The organism is Rhizobium sp. WSM409 (assembly GCF_057653825.1).
On sequence record NZ_CM172794.1, the window covers coordinates 4,414,351 to 4,432,930 of the forward strand.

Below are 18,580 nucleotides of genomic sequence, written 5' to 3' on the forward strand. Positions count from 1 at the left end.
AATAAATGGCCCCGCTATCTTTAGGATGGCGGGGCTTTCGTTTGCCCGATATCTGCTTGGCCTTTGGCTTCGCTCAATTCGCGACGAAGCGCCCGTTGAAGGCGACCTCGGAGAGCGGCTTGCGCTGGCTGGGGAATTCGCGCGCCTGATTGCGTTCGGAAAGAACGCTCTTGTCGGCCAGGCGGCCGACGGCGACGCCTGCTTCGACCCGGTATCCCTCGGGAATGGCGAAAGCCTGGCTGATCTCCTCATGTTTGATGCCGCCCATGCCATGGGCATAAAGGCCGGAGAGGCGCGCCTGGATCGCCAGATGCCCCCATGCCGCACCGGCATCGAAGGAATGAGTGTAGCTCGGCTTTTCCTCAGCCGAGCCGGCAGCCCCGGTGAAGGTGCGCGACACGACGAAGATCAGCGCTGATGCATTCCTGGCCCATTCCTGGTTGGAATCGTTGAGCAAAGCGACGAATTTCTCCCAATGCTCCGAACCCTTGAGGCCATAGATGAAGCGCCAGGGCTGGTGGTTGGCCGAGGACGGCGCCCAATGGGCGGCGTCGAGCAGACCGAGTAGCTGCGCCTCCTCGATGATTTCGCCGGTGAAGGCGCGCGGCGACCAGCGGTCAAGAAACATCGGATCGACCGGATATTCGGATTCGCGGTTATTGCTCTTCGTCATGCTTGTTCCAGGGTTTGCAGAAAATTTGGATCGGGGGCTGGGCTTAGTCCGTCCAGACGATGTCGAGTTCTTCGCGGAAGGCGAAGCGCTTTAGATGATCGCCGATGACGTGCTGCATCCTTTCCTGTTGCGAGGAATCGGCGACGGAAAGTGTCAAGGTCAGCGCCGCATCGTCGGCCGCAAACGTCACCTCGGTCGTATCGCTGAACGGCACCCGGCCCTTCAGAGGATCAAAATCGACGCTGAACTTGTGGCTCCAGCGTTTGCAGAGTTGCTGCAGGTAGCGGCTTGCATGTTCGGTCCGCACGACGGCCTTCGAGAGATGCATTTCGAACTCCACGTCATTTTGTATAGCAGAGACATATTTCCTGCTTCACCGGCTTGGCAAGCGCAGCATCGTCGCAGCTTGGGTGTACAGACTGTCTCCACAAAAGCGGCCTCACGCCGGCGTCGAAGCAGGATAATAAACCGTTTAGTCAATCGCTCGGGGAGTTGCGCATGCTGGTGAACGGAAAATGGACGGAAGACTGGCAGCCCGTTCAGGCAAAGGACGAAAAGGGCGGCTTCGTCCGCCAGACCTCAAGTTTCCGCAATTGGGTGACCCGGGATGGCAGCGCCGGGCCGACTGGCGAAGGCGGCTTTGCAGCCAGGGCCGGCCGCTACCATCTTTATGTCGCATATATCTGCCCCTGGGCCTCACGTACCCTGATCGGCCGCAAGCTCAAGGGCCTGGACGACGTCATCTCCGTCTCGGTCGTTGAACCGCTGCTGGGCAAGCAGGGCTGGCGCTTCGGCGATTATCCCGGCGCGACGAAGGATCACGTCAACGGCGTAACCTATATGCATGAAATCTATACCGGGGCAGCACCCGATTTCACCGGCCGGGCGACCGTGCCGGTTCTCTGGGACAGAGAGAGAAAGGCCATCGTCAACAATGAATCCGCCGATATCCTGCGTATGCTGAACAGCGGCTTCGGTGGTCTGGCAAAAAATCCGATCGATCTTTACCCGGCGGAGAGACGCACCGAGATCGATGCTTTCAACGATCGCATCTATCCCGATCTCAACAACGGCGTCTACCGCGCCGGTTTCGCCACCACGCAGATCGCCTATGAAGAGGCTTTTGCCGATGTTTTTTCCTGCCTCGACTGGGTCGAGCGGCAATTCGAGGGCCGGTCTTTTCTGTTCGCCGATCATCCCACCGAGAGCGATATCCGGCTTTTCGTAACGCTGGTGCGCTTCGACGTCGCCTATCACGGCATCTTCAAATGCAATCTGCGCCGGCTTTCCGACTATGCCAAGCTGCGCGCTTTCTGCCGCCGCATGCTGGATTGGCCGGGCATCGGTGAAACGGTGAACCTCGATCATATCAAGCGCGGCTACTATTCGATCGAAAGCCTCAATCCGACGAAGATCATTCCCTCCGGCCCGGATCTGACGGAAATTTTTAGAGCATGATGCCGAAAGATACGGGCGGTTTTCGGCAGAAAATCATCCGAATCGCGGCAAAGCCGTACCGCTTCCCGGCAAAGCCGTAATGACACCGATGAATAATTCGTTCATAGGTGGCTGCAAATCCGTTTTCGATGAGGAGGAAATTCCATGAAGCTGATGCGTGTTGGCGAAGCAGGCAGTGAAAAACCAGCACTTCTCGATGCCGATGGCAAGATCCGCGATCTCTCCGGTCATGTCGCCGATATCGGCGGTGAAGCGATCGGACCGGCAGGCCTTGCAAAGATAGCGGCGATCGATCCGAAGAGCCTTCCGGAAATCGCACCCGGCCGCATCGGCGCCTGCGTCGCGGGCACTGGCAAGTTCATCTGCATCGGCTTGAATTATTCGGATCATGCTGCCGAAACCGGTGCGACCGTGCCGCCCGAGCCGATCATCTTCATGAAAGCGACATCCGCAATCGTTGGACCGAACGACAATGTCGTCATTCCCCGCGGTTCGGAAAAGACCGATTGGGAAGTTGAGCTCGGCGTCGTCATCGGCAAAACCGCCAAATATGTGACGGAAGCCGAAGCGCTGGATTATGTCGCCGGTTATTGCGTCTCCAATGACGTTTCCGAGCGCGCTTTCCAGACCGAGCGGTCTGGTCAGTGGACCAAGGGCAAATCCTGCGACACCTTTGGCCCGATCGGCCCCTGGCTCGTGACCAAGGACGAAATTGCCGAACCGCAGAACCTCGGCATGTGGCTGACGGTCAACGGCCAGAAGATGCAGAACGGCTCGTCGAAAACGATGGTTTACGGGGTTGCGTTTCTCGTCTCCTACCTCAGCCAGTTCATGTCGCTGCATCCCGGTGACGTGCTCTCCACCGGCACGCCTCCGGGCGTCGGCATGGGCCTCAAGCCGCCGCGTTATCTCAAGGCCGGCGACGTGGTCGAACTCGGCATCGAAGGTCTCGGCACGCAGAAGCAGACTTTCGTAGCGGATCGTTAATAACGCTTCCTGCTGAGAAACTTAAGTTTTCAGGTCGATTATGATGCCGGAGATCAATTCTCCGGCATTTTTTGTGTGGGTCTGGTTCGTCAATGTTGCTGTGCAACAAAAAACTGTTAGTCTGCGCTACGTGCCCGCGTTACGAAAAGAGTCGATGCCTTTCAATCGGTGTTATCTTTTCGATAGAGAAAGGTGGCGCCTTCCATGTTTTATCAGCTTTATGAATTGAACCATGCCGCCATGGCGCCGTTTCGCGCCGCGGCAGATATCATGCGATTTGCCTATGCCAATCCGCTGAATCCGTTCTCCCATACGCCGTTCGGCCGGACGATGGCGGCAAGTCTCGAAATGTTCGAACGCACGACGCGCCGCTATGGCAAGCCGGAATTCGGATTGAAGCAGACGACGATCGGTGAAAAGACGGTTTCCGTCCGCGAAGAGGTTGTCTGGTCGCGACCCTTCTGCAATCTTCTGCATTTCGCCCGCGGTATTCCAGCCGCCCGCGGCAATGACCCACGCATCCTGATCGTCGCGCCGATGTCCGGCCACTATGCCACGCTGCTGCGCGGCACGGTCGAGGCGCTGCTGCCGAGTGCCGATATCTACATCACCGACTGGATCGACGCTCGCATGGTGCCGATGACGGAAGGCACGTTCGATTTCGACGATTACGTCGACTACGTCATCGAGATGCTGCATTTCCTCGGTCAGGACACGCATGTCATCGCCGTCTGTCAGCCTTCCGTTCCGGTGCTGGCAGCCGCTGCCGTGATGGAGGAAGCCAGGGATCCGCTTTCGCCGGCGTCGATGACGCTGATGGGCGGCCCGATCGACACGCGCATCAACCCGACGGCGGTCAATAAGCTCGCCCAGGAGCGGTCGCTGCAGTGGTTCTCCGACAACGTCATCATGAACGTGCCCTGGCCGCAGCCGGGCTTCATGCGCCCGGTCTATCCGGGATTCCTGCAGCTTTCGGGCTTCATGTCGATGAATCTTGATCGCCACCTCGTGGCGCACAAGGAATTCTTCATGCATCTCGTGAAGAACGACGGCGAGCCGGAAAGACATCGCGATTTCTACGATGAATATCTCGCTGTCATGGATCTGACCGCCGAATTCTATCTGCAGACGGTGGAGGAAGTCTTCATCAAGCATTCGCTGCCGAAGGGCGAACTGATGCATCGCGGCAAACGCGTCGATCCGGCGGCAATTCGTAACGTGGCGCTGCTGACCGTCGAAGGTGAGAATGACGATATCTCAGGTGTCGGCCAGACAAAGGCGGCGCAGACTATCTGCGTGAACATTCCCGAAGATATGCGCATGCACTATCTCCAGCCGGATGTCGGCCATTATGGTGTTTTCAACGGCTCGCGTTTCCGCCGCGAGATCGCGCCGCGCATCATCGATTTCGTCCGAAAGCATTCCCGTTCCGCCGTCAAGCCTCCGATCCCGCGTGTCATCAAGGGCGGCCGGACGGGCTGAATCAGGGGCAGCTGAATTAGCAAAACGAATTCAAGGCTTTGTCCGATTTCGCGGGCAATCGTCTTGAAGGCGCTTATTGCGGTTACCACATCGATTTCAGCGTTCGGTATTCTGCCGGGCGCGGAAAGCGAGGGATACCCGCACGATGAACCAGTCAGCATTGCTTCGACCGGATTGGACTCCGGCTACCATTGCCCTGATGATTCTCGGCTTCATGGTTTTCTGGCCTCTGGGTCTTGCCATGCTTGCCTACATCATCTTCGGCGACCGTCTGCGCGGCTTCAAGCGTGACGTCAACCAGGCGACCGATGGCTTCTTCGCCTCCTGCCGCCGCCCGCATGGCCGTCACCGCCCACACTTCTCGACCGGCAACGGCGCCTTCGACGACTGGCGTAAGGCCGAACTCGACCGGATGGAGGAAGAGCGCCGCAAGCTTGACGAAATGCGCGAGGAATTCGACTCGTATCTGCGCGAGCTCCGCCGGGCCAAGGATCAGGAAGAGTTCGACCGCTTCATGCGCGACCGCAGGAACGCCAAGCGCGATGACAACGGCCCGGTCGCCGAATATCAGACGCCGTAAACGCCTGAACGATGAAATGATGACCGGCATCTGTCGATGCCGGTTTTTCCATGTCTGCCCTTCCGCCGATCATTTAGATTTGCCGGCGAATCGTATAGAAAACACGCATGTTCTCGCTTCTGAAAACAATGTCGAAGGCGCGAAAGCCGGCTCCGCCCGAAATGCGGACGCTCGATGTCGCCGGCCGGCTCATGCCGCTGACGATCAAGCAGCACGACCGGGCGACACGAATCACGCTGCGCATCGAGCCGGGTGGCCGCGCCTTGAAGATGACGGTGCCGAAAGGCCTTGCCGCGCGCGAGGTCAATGCCTTCCTCGACCGTCATCAGGGGTGGCTGCTCACCAAGCTTGCCAAGTTTTCGACCGATACCGGCCTGCGTGACGGCGGCGAAATCCTCCTTCGCGGCGTTTCCCATCGCATCCAGCATAGCGGCAGCTTGCGCGGGCTGACGGAGGCGGTTTCAATAGACGGCAGGCCGGTGCTGCGCGTCAGCGGCATGCCGGAACATGTCGGACGGCGCATTGCGGCCTTTCTCAAGAAAGAGGCGCGTGCCGATCTCGCAAGACTGGCGACGATGCACGCCGCAGCGATCCGGGCGCCGATCCGCTCGATCTCGATGAAGGATACTCGCAGCCGCTGGGGCTCGTGTTCGTCGGAGGGAAATCTGAGCTTTTCATGGCGCATCGTCATGGCGCCGCCGTCGGTGATCGATTATCTCGCCGCCCACGAGGTCGCCCATCTCAAGGAAATGAACCACGGCCCGCACTTCTGGGCCCTCTGTGGCAAACTTTGCCCCGGCATGGACGAGGCGAAATCCTGGCTCAAGCGGCATGGCAGCCAGTTGCACGCGATCGATTTCGACTAGCGCATAAACTCGAATATCGGAATCGATTTTTCGGAAAGGATTACGCGCAGATTTAAAGTGATAGAGCTTCTCTAGGGCGTCCTTTGGACGCGCGGCGCTCTGGCCGAGAGCCGCGCTAAATTCAGCGTCCGTCGCAAATTGGCTCGACTCTTTCTGCATTTCGTGTCACTTCGCTGCCATGAGACCGGATATCAAGATCTGTGGCTTGAAGACGCCCGACGCTGTCGATCGCGCGCTGAAACGCGGCGCGACCCATATCGGTTTTATCTTCTTCGAAAAGAGCCCGCGCTATATCGAGCCGGACCTGGCGGCAAAACTGGCCGAACCTGCGCGTGGCAAGGCGAAAATCGTCGCCGTCGTCGTCGATCCGACCAATGACGAACTCGACGAGATCGTGTCGATATTGAAGCCGGATATGCTCCAGCTTCACGGCAACGAGAGCCCCGAACATGTGCTGACCATAAAGGCGGTCTATGGTCTGCCTGTGATGAAGGTCTTTTCGGTCCGCACGGCAGACGACCTGAAGCGCGTCGAGGCCTATATCGGCATCGCCGACCGTTTCCTCTTCGACGCCAAAGCGCCGAAGGGTTCGGAACTGCCTGGCGGCAACGGTATTTCCTTCGATTGGAGCCTTCTCAGCTGGCTTGACGGCAGCGTCGACTACATGCTTTCCGGCGGGCTGAACAAGGACAATGTCGCCGAGGCGCTTTTCGTCACCAAGGCACCGGGTATCGACGTCTCCTCGGGTGTCGAAACTGCGCCTGGCGTGAAGAGCGTCGCGAAGATCGATGAATTTTTTGACGCGGTCGAAAAGGCGAATGCGCCGATGATGGCCTCAGGGAGTTGAGAGTGAACGAGACGCCTAAACCGAATTCCTTCCGTTCCGGCCCCGATGAAGATGGCCGTTTCGGCATATATGGCGGTCGTTTCGTCGCCGAAACACTCATGCCGCTGATCCTGGATCTGCAGGACGAGTGGAACAGGGCGAAGAACGATCCGGCATTCCAGGCCGAATTGAAGCATCTCGGCGCGCATTATATCGGCCGCCCGAGCCCGCTCTATTTCGCCGAGCGGCTGACGGCCGAACTCGGCGGCGCGAAGATCTATTTCAAGCGCGAGGAGCTGAACCATACCGGCTCGCACAAGATCAACAACTGCATCGGCCAGATCCTGCTCGCCAAGCGCATGGGCAAGACCCGCATCATCGCCGAAACCGGGGCCGGCCAGCACGGCGTCGCCTCCGCGACCGTGGCCGCCCGCTTTGGCCTTCCCTGCGTCGTCTATATGGGCGCCACCGACGTCGAGCGTCAGGCGCCGAACGTTTTCCGCATGAAACTGCTCGGCGCGGAAGTCAAACCGGTCACCGCAGGCAGTGGCACGCTCAAGGACGCCATGAACGAGGCGCTTCGCGACTGGGTCACCAATGTCGAAGATACCTATTACCTGATCGGAACGGCCGCCGGTCCGCATCCCTATCCGGAGATGGTCCGCGATTTCCAGTCGGTGATCGGTATCGAAGCGAAGGAGCAGATGCTGGCGGCCGAAGGCCGTCTTCCGGATCTGGTCATCGCTGCCGTCGGCGGCGGCTCGAACGCCATCGGCATTTTCCATCCTTTTCTGGATGATCCCTCTGTCAAGATCGTCGGCGTCGAAGCCGGCGGCAAGGGTCTGCAGGGCGACGAACATTGCGCCTCGATCACCGCCGGTTCGCCGGGCGTGCTGCACGGCAACCGCACCTACCTGCTGCAGGATGGTGACGGTCAGATCAAGGAAGGCCATTCGATTTCGGCCGGCCTCGATTATCCCGGCATCGGCCCCGAACATTCCTGGCTGAACGATACCGGCCGCGTCGACTATGTGCCGATCATGGACCACGAAGCGCTCGAGGCTTTCCAGACCCTGACCCGCCTCGAAGGCATCATCCCGGCGCTCGAGCCCTCGCATGCGATTGCCGAGGTCATCAAGCGGGCACCGACGATGGGCAAGGACGAGATCATCCTAATGAACCTCTCCGGCCGCGGCGACAAGGATATCTTCACCGTCGGCAAGCTTCTGGGAATGGGACTGTAAGACATGACCGCACGCATGGACAAACGCTTTGCCGAGCTGAAGGCCGAGGGCCGTCCGGCGCTTGTGACCTATTTCATGGGCGGCGATCCTGACTACGACACCTCGCTTGGCATCATGAAGGCGCTGCCGGAGGCGGGCTCAGACATTATCGAGCTCGGCATGCCCTTTTCCGATCCGATGGCCGACGGCCCGGCGATCCAGCTGGCCGGCCAGCGCGCGCTGAAAGGCGGCCAGACGCTGAAGAAGACGCTGCAGCTGGCGGCCGATTTCCGCAAGACCAACGATGCGACGCCGATCGTGATGATGGGTTACTACAACCCGATCTATATTTACGGCGTCGAGAAATTCCTCGACGACGCACTCGCCGCCGGCATCGACGGCCTGATCGTCGTCGACCTGCCGCCCGAGATGGATGACGAACTCTGCATTCCGGCGATCCGCAAGGGCATTAATTTCATTCGCCTGGCGACGCCGACGACCGATGAGAAGCGCCTGCCGAAGGTATTGAAGAACACCTCCGGCTTCGTCTACTACGTCTCGATGAACGGCATCACCGGTTCGGCGCTGCCCGATCCGTCGCTGGTTTCGGGCGCGGTCGAGCGCATCAAGCAGCATACCAGCCTGCCCGTCTGCGTCGGCTTCGGCGTCAAGACGGCGGAACATGCAAAGGTCATCGGCGGTTCGGCCGACGGCGTCGTCGTCGGCACCGCGATCGTCAATCAGGTCGCGACCAGCTTGACGCATGACGGAAAGGCAACGGCGGACACCGTTCAGGCCGTTGCCACGCTGGTGCGTGGCCTTTCCACGGGAACACGTTCGGCGCGCCTTGTTGCTGCCGAATAGTTTGCCCACATTGGCAATAAAGCATGTCGCGCAAAAGTGTGCAGCGTTTTTGCGGCAACGACATGCGGAAAACTAGGACCTAAAGCGTGGCAGATCGCGACGCGCTTTAGACTATCAGGAGTATTCGAGTTGAACTGGATCACCAACTACGTTCGCCCGCGGATCAATTCCATGCTGGGCCGTCGCGAAGTGCCGGAGAACCTCTGGATCAAGTGCCCGGAAACGGGCGAGATGGTCTTCCACAAGGACCTGGAAGGCAACAAATGGGTCATTCCGGCGTCCGGTTATCACATGAAGATGCCGGCCAAGGCCCGCCTGGCCGATCTTTTCGACAATGGCGAGTTCGAATCGCTGCCGCAGCCGAAGGTCGCGCAGGATCCGCTGAAGTTCCGCGATTCGAAGAAATATAGCGATCGCCTGCGCGACAGCCGCCTGAAGACCGAACAGGAAGATACGATCCTTGCTGGTGTCGGAAAGGTGCAGGGACTGAAACTCGTGGCCGTCGTGCACGAATTCAACTTTATCGGCGGTTCGCTCGGCATGGCCGCCGGCGAGGCGATCGTCAAGGCTTTCGAGCGTGCGACGGCTGAAAAGTGCCCGCTGGTGATGTTCCCCGCTTCCGGCGGCGCGCGCATGCAGGAAGGCATCCTGTCGTTGATGCAGTTGCCGCGCACGACGGTTGCCGTCGACATGCTGAAGGAATCCGGCCAGCCCTATATCGTCGTGCTGACCAATCCGACAACGGGTGGCGTCACGGCCTCCTATGCCATGCTTGGCGATATTCATCTGGCAGAACCCGGCGCCGAAATCGGCTTTGCCGGCAAGCGCGTGATCGAGCAGACCCTGCGTGAAAAACTGCCCGAAGGCTTCCAGACCTCCGAATACCTGCTGGAGCATGGTATGGTCGATATGGTCGTCAAACGTCACGATATTCCGGAAACGCTGGCGCGCCTCTTGAAGATCCTGACCAAGAAGCCGGTTTCTGCGGCGAACGATATGAATAGCGGCGCGATTGCTCTGGCGGCAAGCGCCTGATAACCGACAAGCAGGCGGGGTGCCGAATTGATACCCAGAGGCCAAACCGCGGTGAGTGAGGCAGCACAGGAGATCGACAAGCTCATGGGATTGCATCCCAAGGGTTTTGATCTGTCTCTCGATCGCATCACCCGTCTTCTCGATGTGCTCGGCAATCCGCACAGGAAACTGCCGCCGGTGATCCATGTCGCCGGCACCAATGGCAAGGGGTCAGTCACCGCCTTCTGCCGCGCTTTGCTCGAAGCCGGCGGCTACAGCGCTCATGTCCACACTTCACCGCATCTGGTCAATTGGCACGAGCGTTATCGCATTGGTGTCAAGGGTGGACGCGGGCAGCTTGTCGATGACGCCGTCTTTGCCGAGGCCGTGCGTCGCGTGGCCGCTGCCAATGCAGGACAGCACATCACCGTCTTCGAAATCCTGACGGCGGTCACCTTCATCCTGTTTTCCGAACATCCGGCCGATGCCGCGATCCTCGAAGTCGGTCTCGGCGGCCGGTTCGACGCCACCAATGTCATTTCCGATCCGGCCGTCTCAGTGATCATGCCGATTTCGCTGGATCACCAGCCCTATCTCGGCGACAGGGTCGAGCTGATCGCGGCCGAAAAGGCCGGCATCATGAAGCCGGGATTTCCCGTTGTCATCGGTCATCAGGAATATGACGCAGCTCTCGACGTGCTGATGTCGACGGCCGAACGGCTGCATTGCCCGAGCGCCGTCTTCGGGCAGGATTTCATGGCGCATGAGGAATATGGCCGGCTCGTCTACCAGGACGAGTTCGGTCTTGCCGACCTGCCGCTGCCGCGCCTTCCCGGCCGGCATCAATATGCCAATGCCGCTGCCGCCATTCGGGCCGTCAAGGCGGCGGGTTTTACCGTCACCGAGACGATGATGGAAAAGGCGATGGGTTCGGTCGAATGGCCGGGCCGGCTGCAGCGTCTGAGCGAGGGCCGGCTGCTGTCGCATGCGCCCGCCGGCGCCGAGATCTGGATCGATGGCGGGCATAATCCGGGTGCCGGCGAAGTGATCGCCGAAGCCATGGCCAATTTCGAGGAGCGCCAGTCTCGGCCACTTTTTCTGATTATCGGCATGATCAACACCAAGGATCCGGTCGGCTATTTCAAGGCCTTTGCCGGCTTGGTCGAGAAGATATTCTGCGTGCCGATCCGCGGCAGTGAAGCGATGATCGACCCGGTGATCTTGTCGAATGCCGCCTATGATGCCGGCTTGGTTGCCGAACCGATGTCGACGGTCGGGGATGCGCTGGAAGCGATAAAAGCCGTCGTCGATCCGGAGGCATTGCCGCCGCGCATCCTGGTCGGCGGCTCTCTCTATCTTGTCGGCGATGTGCTTGCCGACAACGGCACGCCCCCGAAATGAAGGCCGCGAAATGAAAAAGCCCGGTCGAACCGGGCTTTTTCGTCAAGTAATATAAGTTGGCCGATATCAATCAGGCGGCGCTCGAAATCCAGTTCGACAGAGCCGTCTTCGGCTTTGCGCCGACAGAGATATCGGCAACTTCGCCGCCCTTGAAGATTGCAAGGGTCGGAATGGAGCGCACACCGAACTGTGCAGCGAGTTCCGGGTTCTCATCGATGTTCAGCTTGGCGACCTTGACCTTGCCTTCCATCTCGACGGCGATTTCTTCGAGACTCGGAGCAATCATCTTGCACGGGCCACACCATTCGGCCCAGAAATCGACGACGACGGGTTCTGCGGATTCCAGAACTTCCGACTGGAAGTTATTGATATCGACTTTCACGGTAGCCATGCGCTGCTCCTTTAACGGAATTGGGTGTTGAACCACATGTGATGGTGCGGTGCCGAATTTTCAATGTCCGGTATTTCACTTTGTCTTGACCGCTGCAAGCGCCAAACCGAGCGCTTTTTCGCTCAGCGTGAAGAGTGAGGCGTTCTCGGTATAGACAAGCATGCAATCGATACGCCTATCAGCATAGAGTGGCGTCAGGATCTCGCGATAGATCGCCAGCTGCGCCCGGTGCGCGAAGGGGATAGCCTCCTCTGTTGCCGGCGGCACCCGATTGGTCTTGTAGTCGAGAATGACGACGCGATCGGCAAGGACGGCAAGACGGTCGATGCGGCCGGAGACGGCATAGCGCCGATCTTCGAGCGTCAATGTTCCCATGATCGAAACTTCTGGCTGGGCCTGCGCACCGAGGACGGCCTGCAGACCTTCCTCGTCCAATAGTTTCAGAACCGAATCGACAAGCTTGCGCCGTTCGGCTTCCGGCCAGAATCGAGCTGCCCGTTCAGCATAACGGCTGGCCGCATCAGGTCGCTCCGCAAGTGGAATTTCGGGAAGCGCCTGCAGCATGCGATGGATCAGCCTGCCTTTCTCCAGTGAACGATCGCTGCGCTCCGTCTCGCCGAACAGCGGCGAGACGACCAGCAGGCCACCCGCGTCTTCATCGATAATCGTCCCGGCGCCGGAAGGACTGAGCGGCCGGGGCAGCTCAGCCTGCGGCGGCAATGGCCGCAACAGGCCGTCCGGCAAGGTCTCCTCGCTGCCGCGCTCTTCGCTGCGGCCGATACGCTCGAAGCTTCGTTCCACCCGCGGCACGCGCCATTTGATGCCCGGCCATTCCCCATCGGGACCGGAGAATGTGGTCGCCTCCACATGCGGATGGTCGTCGCGCAGTGCCGTCGAAATCATCATGTGCCAGGTGTCGTTGTTCACACGCACGCCACGATAGCCGCAGACGACCAGCCGGTCGGCGGCACGCGTCATGGCGACATAGAGCAACCGACGATATTCTTCTTCGGCCAGCATCTGGATACGCGCGGCATCATCCTGGGTCAGCGAATTGGCGAGATCGGAGACAGGAACCCAGACGGGCATCGGCGGTTCGTCGGGGCCGGTCTCGATCAGACGAAGCTTCGGCAGATGGGTATGGGTGAAGGCCTTCGAACCGCCGTCGACGAGGAAAACGATCGGTGCTTCAAGACCCTTGGAGGCATGCACCGTCATGATCCGCACCTCGTTGCGCCCCTTGTCCTGCTCGCGCTTCATCACCGGTGCTTCGAGTTCCAGCGTCGAGATGAAGGATTGCAGCCCGGGAAGGCCGGAGGTCTCGTGGTCGAGCGTGAAGGTCAGGAATTCGTCGAGGATATCGCTGACCTCGGTGCCGAGACGGGCAAGGAATTGCCGCCGCCCGCCGTAGCTGCCCAGCACGCGCGCATAGAAATCGTGAACCGAAAGGCTCCTGGACTGCCGGAGAAACAGCTCCAGCCTCTCGACGGCGGCGCGGAAACGCTCGGTGCCGTCGGCGGCGAAGCTTTTGAGATGGCTCCAGACGCTCTGATTGTCGCCACGCAACGCGGCGACCGCAAAGATGTCGTCCTCCGAAAGGTCGAAAAGCGGGCTCTTGAGCACGGCGGCGAGCGAAAGATCGTCTTCCGGCAGAAGCAGGAAACGGCCGAGCGCCAGCAGATCTTGCACGGCGATATGGCTGGTCAGCACGAGCCTGTCCGCACCGGCGACGGGAATATCGCCGCGCCGCTTCAACGCGCGCGTCAATGCATTGACGAAGGCGTCGCGCTTACGCACCAGCACCAGGATGTCGCCAGCCTCGATCGGGCGCTCCTTGCCTTTGTCGACGATCGTTTCGCGGCCGACGAGACTGCCGATCGAATGGGCGATCCGCCGTGCGAGGATCGCGGCCGGCGCGCTTTCCGGCGTCGCGTCGAAGGGCGCCGTCCAGTCCTCCTCCTTCATCACCGCTTCCGGCGCGACCATCTCCCAGAGGTCGACGGCGCCGGGATGGCCGATGCGGCTGGAGCGATGCACGACCGGTTCGCCGAGCGCGCTGAGGCCGCGCGCGTTCTCGGGTGCCTTGAAAATGTGGTCGACGGCCTCAAGCACGTCGGCGGTCGAGCGGAACGACAGCGGCAGCCGCACGGTGGAAAAACTCTGCCCGCTGTCGGAAACGCGCCGCCGCGTCCGGTCGCTCTCCTCGGAAAAACGCTCGGGTCTCGCCCCCTGGAAGGAATAGATCGACTGCTTTTCGTCGCCGACGGCAAATAGCGTGCGCACGATCGGCCGGGCGCTTTCGCCGGAGAAGAAATCTTCGGCGAGCGACTGGATGACGCTCCACTGGATCGGGCTGGTATCCTGGGCCTCGTCGACGAGGATATGATCGATGCCGCGATCGAGCTTGTAGTGGATCCAGGGGCCGACGCCACTTTTCGTCAGGAGGTCGGCGGTGCGGGTGATCAGGTCCTCGAAATCGAGCTGGCTGCGCTGCTTCTTCAACTCCTCATAGTCGTGATTCAGCCGATCGGCGAGCACGAGCGCCGCATGCGTGGCGCCGTACATCCGCATCAGCTTCAGCCGGTCGCGGCTTGCTGCGACATGCGCGCGGGCGATGGCGATAGCCTCCGCCAGTTGCGGTGCCTCGGCAAGCATGGCCTTGACGAAGAATTGCGAGTCCGCCTTGGGCTCGCCCTTCACGGTCAGAAAGATTTTTTCGAGGATCTCAGCGCGCCTTGCGTCGTCGCGCTCCCGCCCGGTGAGCCTGAGGCCATAGGCAACCTCTTGCGCCTTCGCACCGCCTTTCTGGTCGGCGAGCGAGAGATAAAGCTCCAGCGTGCCGCCCGAAAGCGCGGGCAATGGCCAATATTGCGCCGCGATCCGGTCTTCGGTGTCGCCGGCGGCAAGGCCGAGCCTTTTGCGCAGAACCACTTCGACGCCGCCCTGCTGTTCCGCCGTCGCGGTGAAACGACGAATGGCATTGCGGTTGGCGACGATGTCGCCGAGCAGGTTCTCCAGTCCGGATTCATCGCCGAGATTGAGCACGTAGGCGAATGCCTCGGAAAGGGCGCTGTCTTCGTCAGGCGCCGTTGCCGTCAGCAGCGCTCGGCGCGCATCGGAAAGCAGCGCCACCGCCGCGCGATCGTCGAGAACCGAGAAATGCCCGGCAACGTTGGCCTCCAACGGGAACTGATGCAGCAGTGCCTCGCAAAAGGCATGGATCGTCTGGATCTTCAGTCCGCCGGGTGTCTCCAGCGCCTTGGCAAACAGCCGGCGGGCCTCGGCAAGCTTCAGTCCGTCAGGAGCCATGCCTTCGATCTGTGTGATCCGCCGTCCGAGGTCTTCATCGTCAAGCACCACCCATTCCGCCAGCCGTTCGAAGACGCGGTTCGACATTTCCGACGCTGCGGCCTTGGTGTAGGTCAGGCATAAAATGGCGGAAGGCCGCGCCCCTGATAGCAGCAGCCGGATGACGCGCTGTGTCAGCACATGCGTCTTGCCGGAACCGGCATTGGCCGAGACCCATGCCGAACGCAGCGGATCGGAGGCAATCGCCTGCTGGATCGTCGTCCAGCCGATCCAGGCGCCCGGATCGTCGTCGTTGGGAATGGCGGTCACATCACTCATCGCCGCCGCCCTCTTCGGTTTCGGCCGTCGACCATTCGGAAACGCGGGCGAGATGATCGTAGTCGCCGCCGAAATCGAATTGCTGGGCCGGGATCAGCCGCGAGGTAAAGCCTCTTTCGTTGGATTGCAGCAACCCCACGAATTTGACCAGCTGGTCGATCGATTCGGCGGCGAGATCCATCGCCGATTTCGCCTTGTCGCTGCGGGCAGAACTCTCATTGTTGACGGTATCGACCTGGAAGCGGCTTCCCGGACGCAGACGCACATAGAGAAGGTCCTGCGGCATGAGGCTGCCGGCATCGCGGAAGGCACCGGCGCTCAAGGCGGCCGCTTCAAGCGCAAGCTGTGGATCGAGAAGCACGCGTGCCTGCGCCGGCGAGGGATTGAAGCCGGTCTTGTAGTCGATGATATCGGCCGAGTGTGGCCCCGTGACGTCGATCCGGTCTGCGACGCCGGTGAGCCGGATATTGATCGGCTCCAGCTCCATGCCGCCCCGTACTTCCGTCAGCGTTTTCAGGATGCCATGCCGGCGTCCAGCCTCCCATTCAAGGAAGGCGCGGGCCACCGCGCGAAAGCGCGGCCGCCACACGGCATCGATATGCGGCGGCAATTTTTCCATGTCGAAAAGCTCTGAAAGGATGGCCTCCATCGCTGCTGCCGCATCCGGCGTGCCGGCGATATGGGCTTCGCGGATGAAACGGTCGATGATCTTGTGGTAGAGCGTTCCGCGTTCGGCGGCCCCTGGATCGCGATTGAACGGCTCGACCGGGTCGAGCCGCAACACACGGCGGGCATAGATGGCATAGGGATCTCGGCGCAGCCGGCCGACTTCACTGAAGGAATAGGATTTCGGCTGCAGCGCCAGCGGCGGTTTCGGCGAGGGGCGCTGCGCCGGCGCCTGAGCATCTCCTCGATCGATGAGAGCGGCCCATTGGAGGAACCGATTACCGCGTCCCTTCAATTCCGCTTCGAACGCCTCTCCGCCGAGCGCCAGCAGCCGCTGCAGCCAACGCGAGGCGACGGTTGGCGTTGAGCCCTGGCGCAGCGCGCGCGAATAGATCAGATGGCGCGTACCGTTTGCCATCTCGAAATCATGCGCCAGCTGGCCGATGCGCCGCTCCGGAGGCTCGAGGCCGATCTCCGTCTTCATCATGCGCGGAATGAAGGGATTATTGGCGGTCTGTCCCGGCCACGTGCCTTCGTTCAGGCCGCCGAGGATCAACGTATCGACGCTCTGCAGGCGGGCTTCCAGCGTGCCGAAGATGAAGAGCCTCGGATGGCTGAGCGCCCGTGGCTTCACCGCATGACCGGCGGCAAGGGCTGCCATGATGTCGATCCATTGCGGTCCGTCGGCCTCCATCTGGCCGTCCGTGTCGATCACTTCACCAAGCAGGGCGGCGAGGGCGTCTCCCGCTTCGTTCGACCAGAGATCGGCGAGATTGCCGTGCGGATCAACCGCGACCGCTTCAAGCGAACGGCCGGTGCGCTTCGCCCATTCCGACAATGTGAAGCGCGCTGTTCTTCCACGATCTTCCGGCCGCTCCCGCATCAGCGCCGAAGCCAGAGGCTCGGTCGCTTGTGTCACCCGCCGGGCAAGGTCGTATGCGGCGTCGGCGGCCTCGGGCGAAAGCGCTTTTCGCCATTGCGGCGCGTGCCTGTCCAGGGCCTGTTCGGCAAGTTGGTGAGCGAGCAGCGGTTCCAGCGTGCTGATATCCACCTCTGCCACGCCACCGCGCAGTGCCAGCAGCTCGAGCGCCTCGGTAGCGGAAATCAATGCGCCGCGTTCCAGGCCGAAGCGGGCAAGCGGATGTTTGAGCAGCGAGATGATCGCCACCGGATCGCCCGGCCGCAGCGCTGCCTCCAGCAGCAATTGCAGCAAGGTGCCCTGCGGCATGGCCGAAAGCGGCGTACCGGCCGAATCGTCGGCGAGGATGCCGAAGCGGGAAAGCTCGGCCATCACCCGCCGCGCAAGATTGCGATCCGGGGTTATGAGTGCTGCCCGGCTCTCGCTGTCCTGTCCCGGTCTTTCCAGCGCCAGCCGGAGCGCGATGGCAATCGCGGTTGCTTCCTCGCGCTCATTGGCGGCTTCAATCAGCGAGACATCAGAGAAGGCCGAAGACAGCGCGCCTGCCGGCAGGTCGGTTTTCCAAGCTCCCCAGTCACTGGTCGCCTCCGCCGGAGCAAGGGCCTGCGACAGGATTTCGGCACGCCGCTCAAGATCGGCCTCCGGTCTGTCGAGGAGCGTGAGGTCGGCCCGCGTCAGCTTCAGCCGCTTGAGCAGCGAAGACAGACCATACTGCGGATGGCTCCGGCTTGCCGGATTGGCATGTTGGCCGGGCGCCGGTTCCGGCGCGACCATCTGCCAGTGCCTTTCGGGCATGGAGAGATCGAGACCTGGAAGCACGATCACGCCTTCCGGCAGATGGGCGACGGCGGCAATGAGATCGGCGGTGGCGGGAACGGAACCCGTCGAACCGGCGATGATGATCGGCCCGGCGGGTTTCGTCGCCGAAAGCCGGCTTGCTTCGGCCCGGAGAATGGCGTTTCTGTGCCGCGCCGGCGAGGATTTGCCGAGTTCGGCCAGCCGCTCGGGCCAGAAGGCGCTGGCGATCTGCAGGAACTCCGCCGTCAACTGCCACCAGGCGGCATAATCGCCGGTATCGAGTTTCGACAGCTCCGACCAGTCAAGATCCTCGGTCTCGATGGAATCGATCAATTCCGCAAGATTGCGGGCGAGCCAGATCGCATCCGCCGGGCTTGCCGGCGCGACGAGCGGCGAGTCCGAGTGGATGTGGCGGACGATCTCCGGCAGCTTGTTTCGCCAGGCGAGGATCAGGCGCGCAAGCTCCAGCAGACGGGCGGTATTCGACAGTGGCTGGGCGAGATCGATCGTTGCCGGCAGCGCCTCGTCGAAATAGCCGCTATCGTCATCGGTTTCGCCGAGCGGGCGGATCATGGGGAGGATCGCCGAGCGGCCGCCGAGCAGGTCGACGAATTCGGAACGCAGCACACGCACGGCGCGCCGGGTCGGCAGGTAGATCGTGACTTTGGCAAGCGATAGCGGATCATCGGCGTCGTGCCGGAAAATCGGCGTCAATCGGCCGTCGCAAAGTGTCGTCGCCAGCGTTTTCAGGAAGGAGAGGCCTGCGGGGATCGTCACGATGCGTGGCTGGTGCCGCTCCGCCATG

Annotated in this window: 15 protein-coding genes; 10 read left to right on the forward strand and 5 right to left on the reverse strand. The window is 61.1% G+C overall.

Features of this window, described 5'->3' with window-relative positions:
- Positions 1 to 73 precede the first annotated feature (73 nt).
- Both AC25BC_RS21635 and AC25BC_RS21640 read right to left on the reverse strand, forming a co-directional pair.
- Positions 74 to 673, reverse strand: a complete 600-nt coding sequence (locus tag AC25BC_RS21635) for a nitroreductase family protein (RefSeq protein WP_012759551.1) — start codon at positions 671 to 673, stop codon at positions 74 to 76.
- Positions 674 to 716: 43 nt separating this feature from the next.
- On the reverse strand, positions 717 to 1,001 hold the full coding sequence (locus AC25BC_RS21640; protein ID WP_128438347.1) for a DUF2218 domain-containing protein: 285 nt from the start codon (positions 999 to 1,001) through the stop codon (positions 717 to 719).
- 170 nt (positions 1,002 to 1,171) lie between these two features.
- On the opposite strand from AC25BC_RS21640, the gene AC25BC_RS21645 reads away from it, so the two are divergent.
- The 10 genes from AC25BC_RS21645 (at position 1,172) to AC25BC_RS21690 (ending at position 11,374) form a co-directional block, all read left to right on the forward strand.
- Positions 1,172 to 2,131 carry a glutathione S-transferase family protein gene (locus AC25BC_RS21645; RefSeq protein WP_128438348.1) on the forward strand — a complete coding sequence of 320 codons (960 nt, stop codon included), beginning with the start codon at positions 1,172 to 1,174 and terminating at the stop codon, positions 2,129 to 2,131.
- Between the two features lie 144 nt (positions 2,132 to 2,275).
- Positions 2,276 to 3,118, forward strand: a complete 843-nt coding sequence (locus AC25BC_RS21650) for a fumarylacetoacetate hydrolase family protein (protein WP_128438349.1) — start codon at positions 2,276 to 2,278, stop codon at positions 3,116 to 3,118.
- Between the two features lie 204 nt (positions 3,119 to 3,322).
- Positions 3,323 to 4,600 (forward strand): polyhydroxyalkanoate depolymerase, encoded by a 1,278-nt coding sequence (locus AC25BC_RS21655; RefSeq protein ID WP_012759555.1) that lies wholly within the window; start codon positions 3,323 to 3,325, stop codon positions 4,598 to 4,600.
- Between the two features lie 145 nt (positions 4,601 to 4,745).
- Complete coding sequence (locus AC25BC_RS21660) at positions 4,746 to 5,180, forward strand: DUF2852 domain-containing protein (protein ID WP_012759556.1); 435 nt, start codon at positions 4,746 to 4,748, stop codon at positions 5,178 to 5,180.
- Positions 5,181 to 5,287: 107 nt separating this feature from the next.
- On the forward strand, positions 5,288 to 6,046 hold the full coding sequence (locus tag AC25BC_RS21665) for a M48 family metallopeptidase (protein ID WP_012759557.1): 759 nt from the start codon (positions 5,288 to 5,290) through the stop codon (positions 6,044 to 6,046).
- A 178-nt stretch (positions 6,047 to 6,224) separates the two neighbouring features.
- Positions 6,225 to 6,893 carry a phosphoribosylanthranilate isomerase gene (locus AC25BC_RS21670; protein ID WP_012759558.1) on the forward strand — a complete coding sequence of 223 codons (669 nt, stop codon included), beginning with the start codon at positions 6,225 to 6,227 and terminating at the stop codon, positions 6,891 to 6,893.
- A 2-nt stretch (positions 6,894 to 6,895) separates the two neighbouring features.
- The gene (gene trpB, locus AC25BC_RS21675; protein ID WP_113546668.1) at positions 6,896 to 8,116 is read left to right on the forward strand and encodes a tryptophan synthase subunit beta; all 1,221 of its coding nucleotides are present in this window, start codon (positions 6,896 to 6,898) and stop codon (positions 8,114 to 8,116) included.
- 3 nt (positions 8,117 to 8,119) lie between these two features.
- On the forward strand, positions 8,120 to 8,959 hold the full coding sequence (gene trpA, locus AC25BC_RS21680; RefSeq protein WP_012759560.1) for a tryptophan synthase subunit alpha: 840 nt from the start codon (positions 8,120 to 8,122) through the stop codon (positions 8,957 to 8,959).
- Positions 8,960 to 9,088: 129 nt separating this feature from the next.
- Complete coding sequence (accD, locus tag AC25BC_RS21685) at positions 9,089 to 9,994, forward strand: acetyl-CoA carboxylase, carboxyltransferase subunit beta (protein ID WP_012759561.1); 906 nt, start codon at positions 9,089 to 9,091, stop codon at positions 9,992 to 9,994.
- 27 nt (positions 9,995 to 10,021) lie between these two features.
- Complete coding sequence (locus tag AC25BC_RS21690; protein ID WP_017995601.1) at positions 10,022 to 11,374, forward strand: bifunctional folylpolyglutamate synthase/dihydrofolate synthase; 1,353 nt, start codon at positions 10,022 to 10,024, stop codon at positions 11,372 to 11,374.
- Between the two features lie 70 nt (positions 11,375 to 11,444).
- Here the strand turns inward: AC25BC_RS21690 and trxA are convergent, their stop codons facing one another.
- From trxA to addB, 3 genes are all read right to left on the reverse strand, one after another.
- Positions 11,445 to 11,765 (reverse strand): thioredoxin, encoded by a 321-nt coding sequence (gene trxA / locus AC25BC_RS21695; RefSeq protein ID WP_003544118.1) that lies wholly within the window; start codon positions 11,763 to 11,765, stop codon positions 11,445 to 11,447.
- A gap of 75 nt (positions 11,766 to 11,840) precedes the next feature.
- Entirely contained in the window at positions 11,841 to 15,392 is a 3,552-nt protein-coding gene (gene addA / locus AC25BC_RS21700) for a double-strand break repair helicase AddA (RefSeq protein ID WP_012759563.1), read from the reverse strand.
- The gene (gene addB / locus AC25BC_RS21705; protein ID WP_128438350.1) at positions 15,385 to 18,579 is read right to left on the reverse strand and encodes a double-strand break repair protein AddB; all 3,195 of its coding nucleotides are present in this window, start codon (positions 18,577 to 18,579) and stop codon (positions 15,385 to 15,387) included. Before addB ends, addA begins: the two co-directional genes overlap by 8 nt.
- Position 18,580 lies beyond the last annotated feature (1 nt).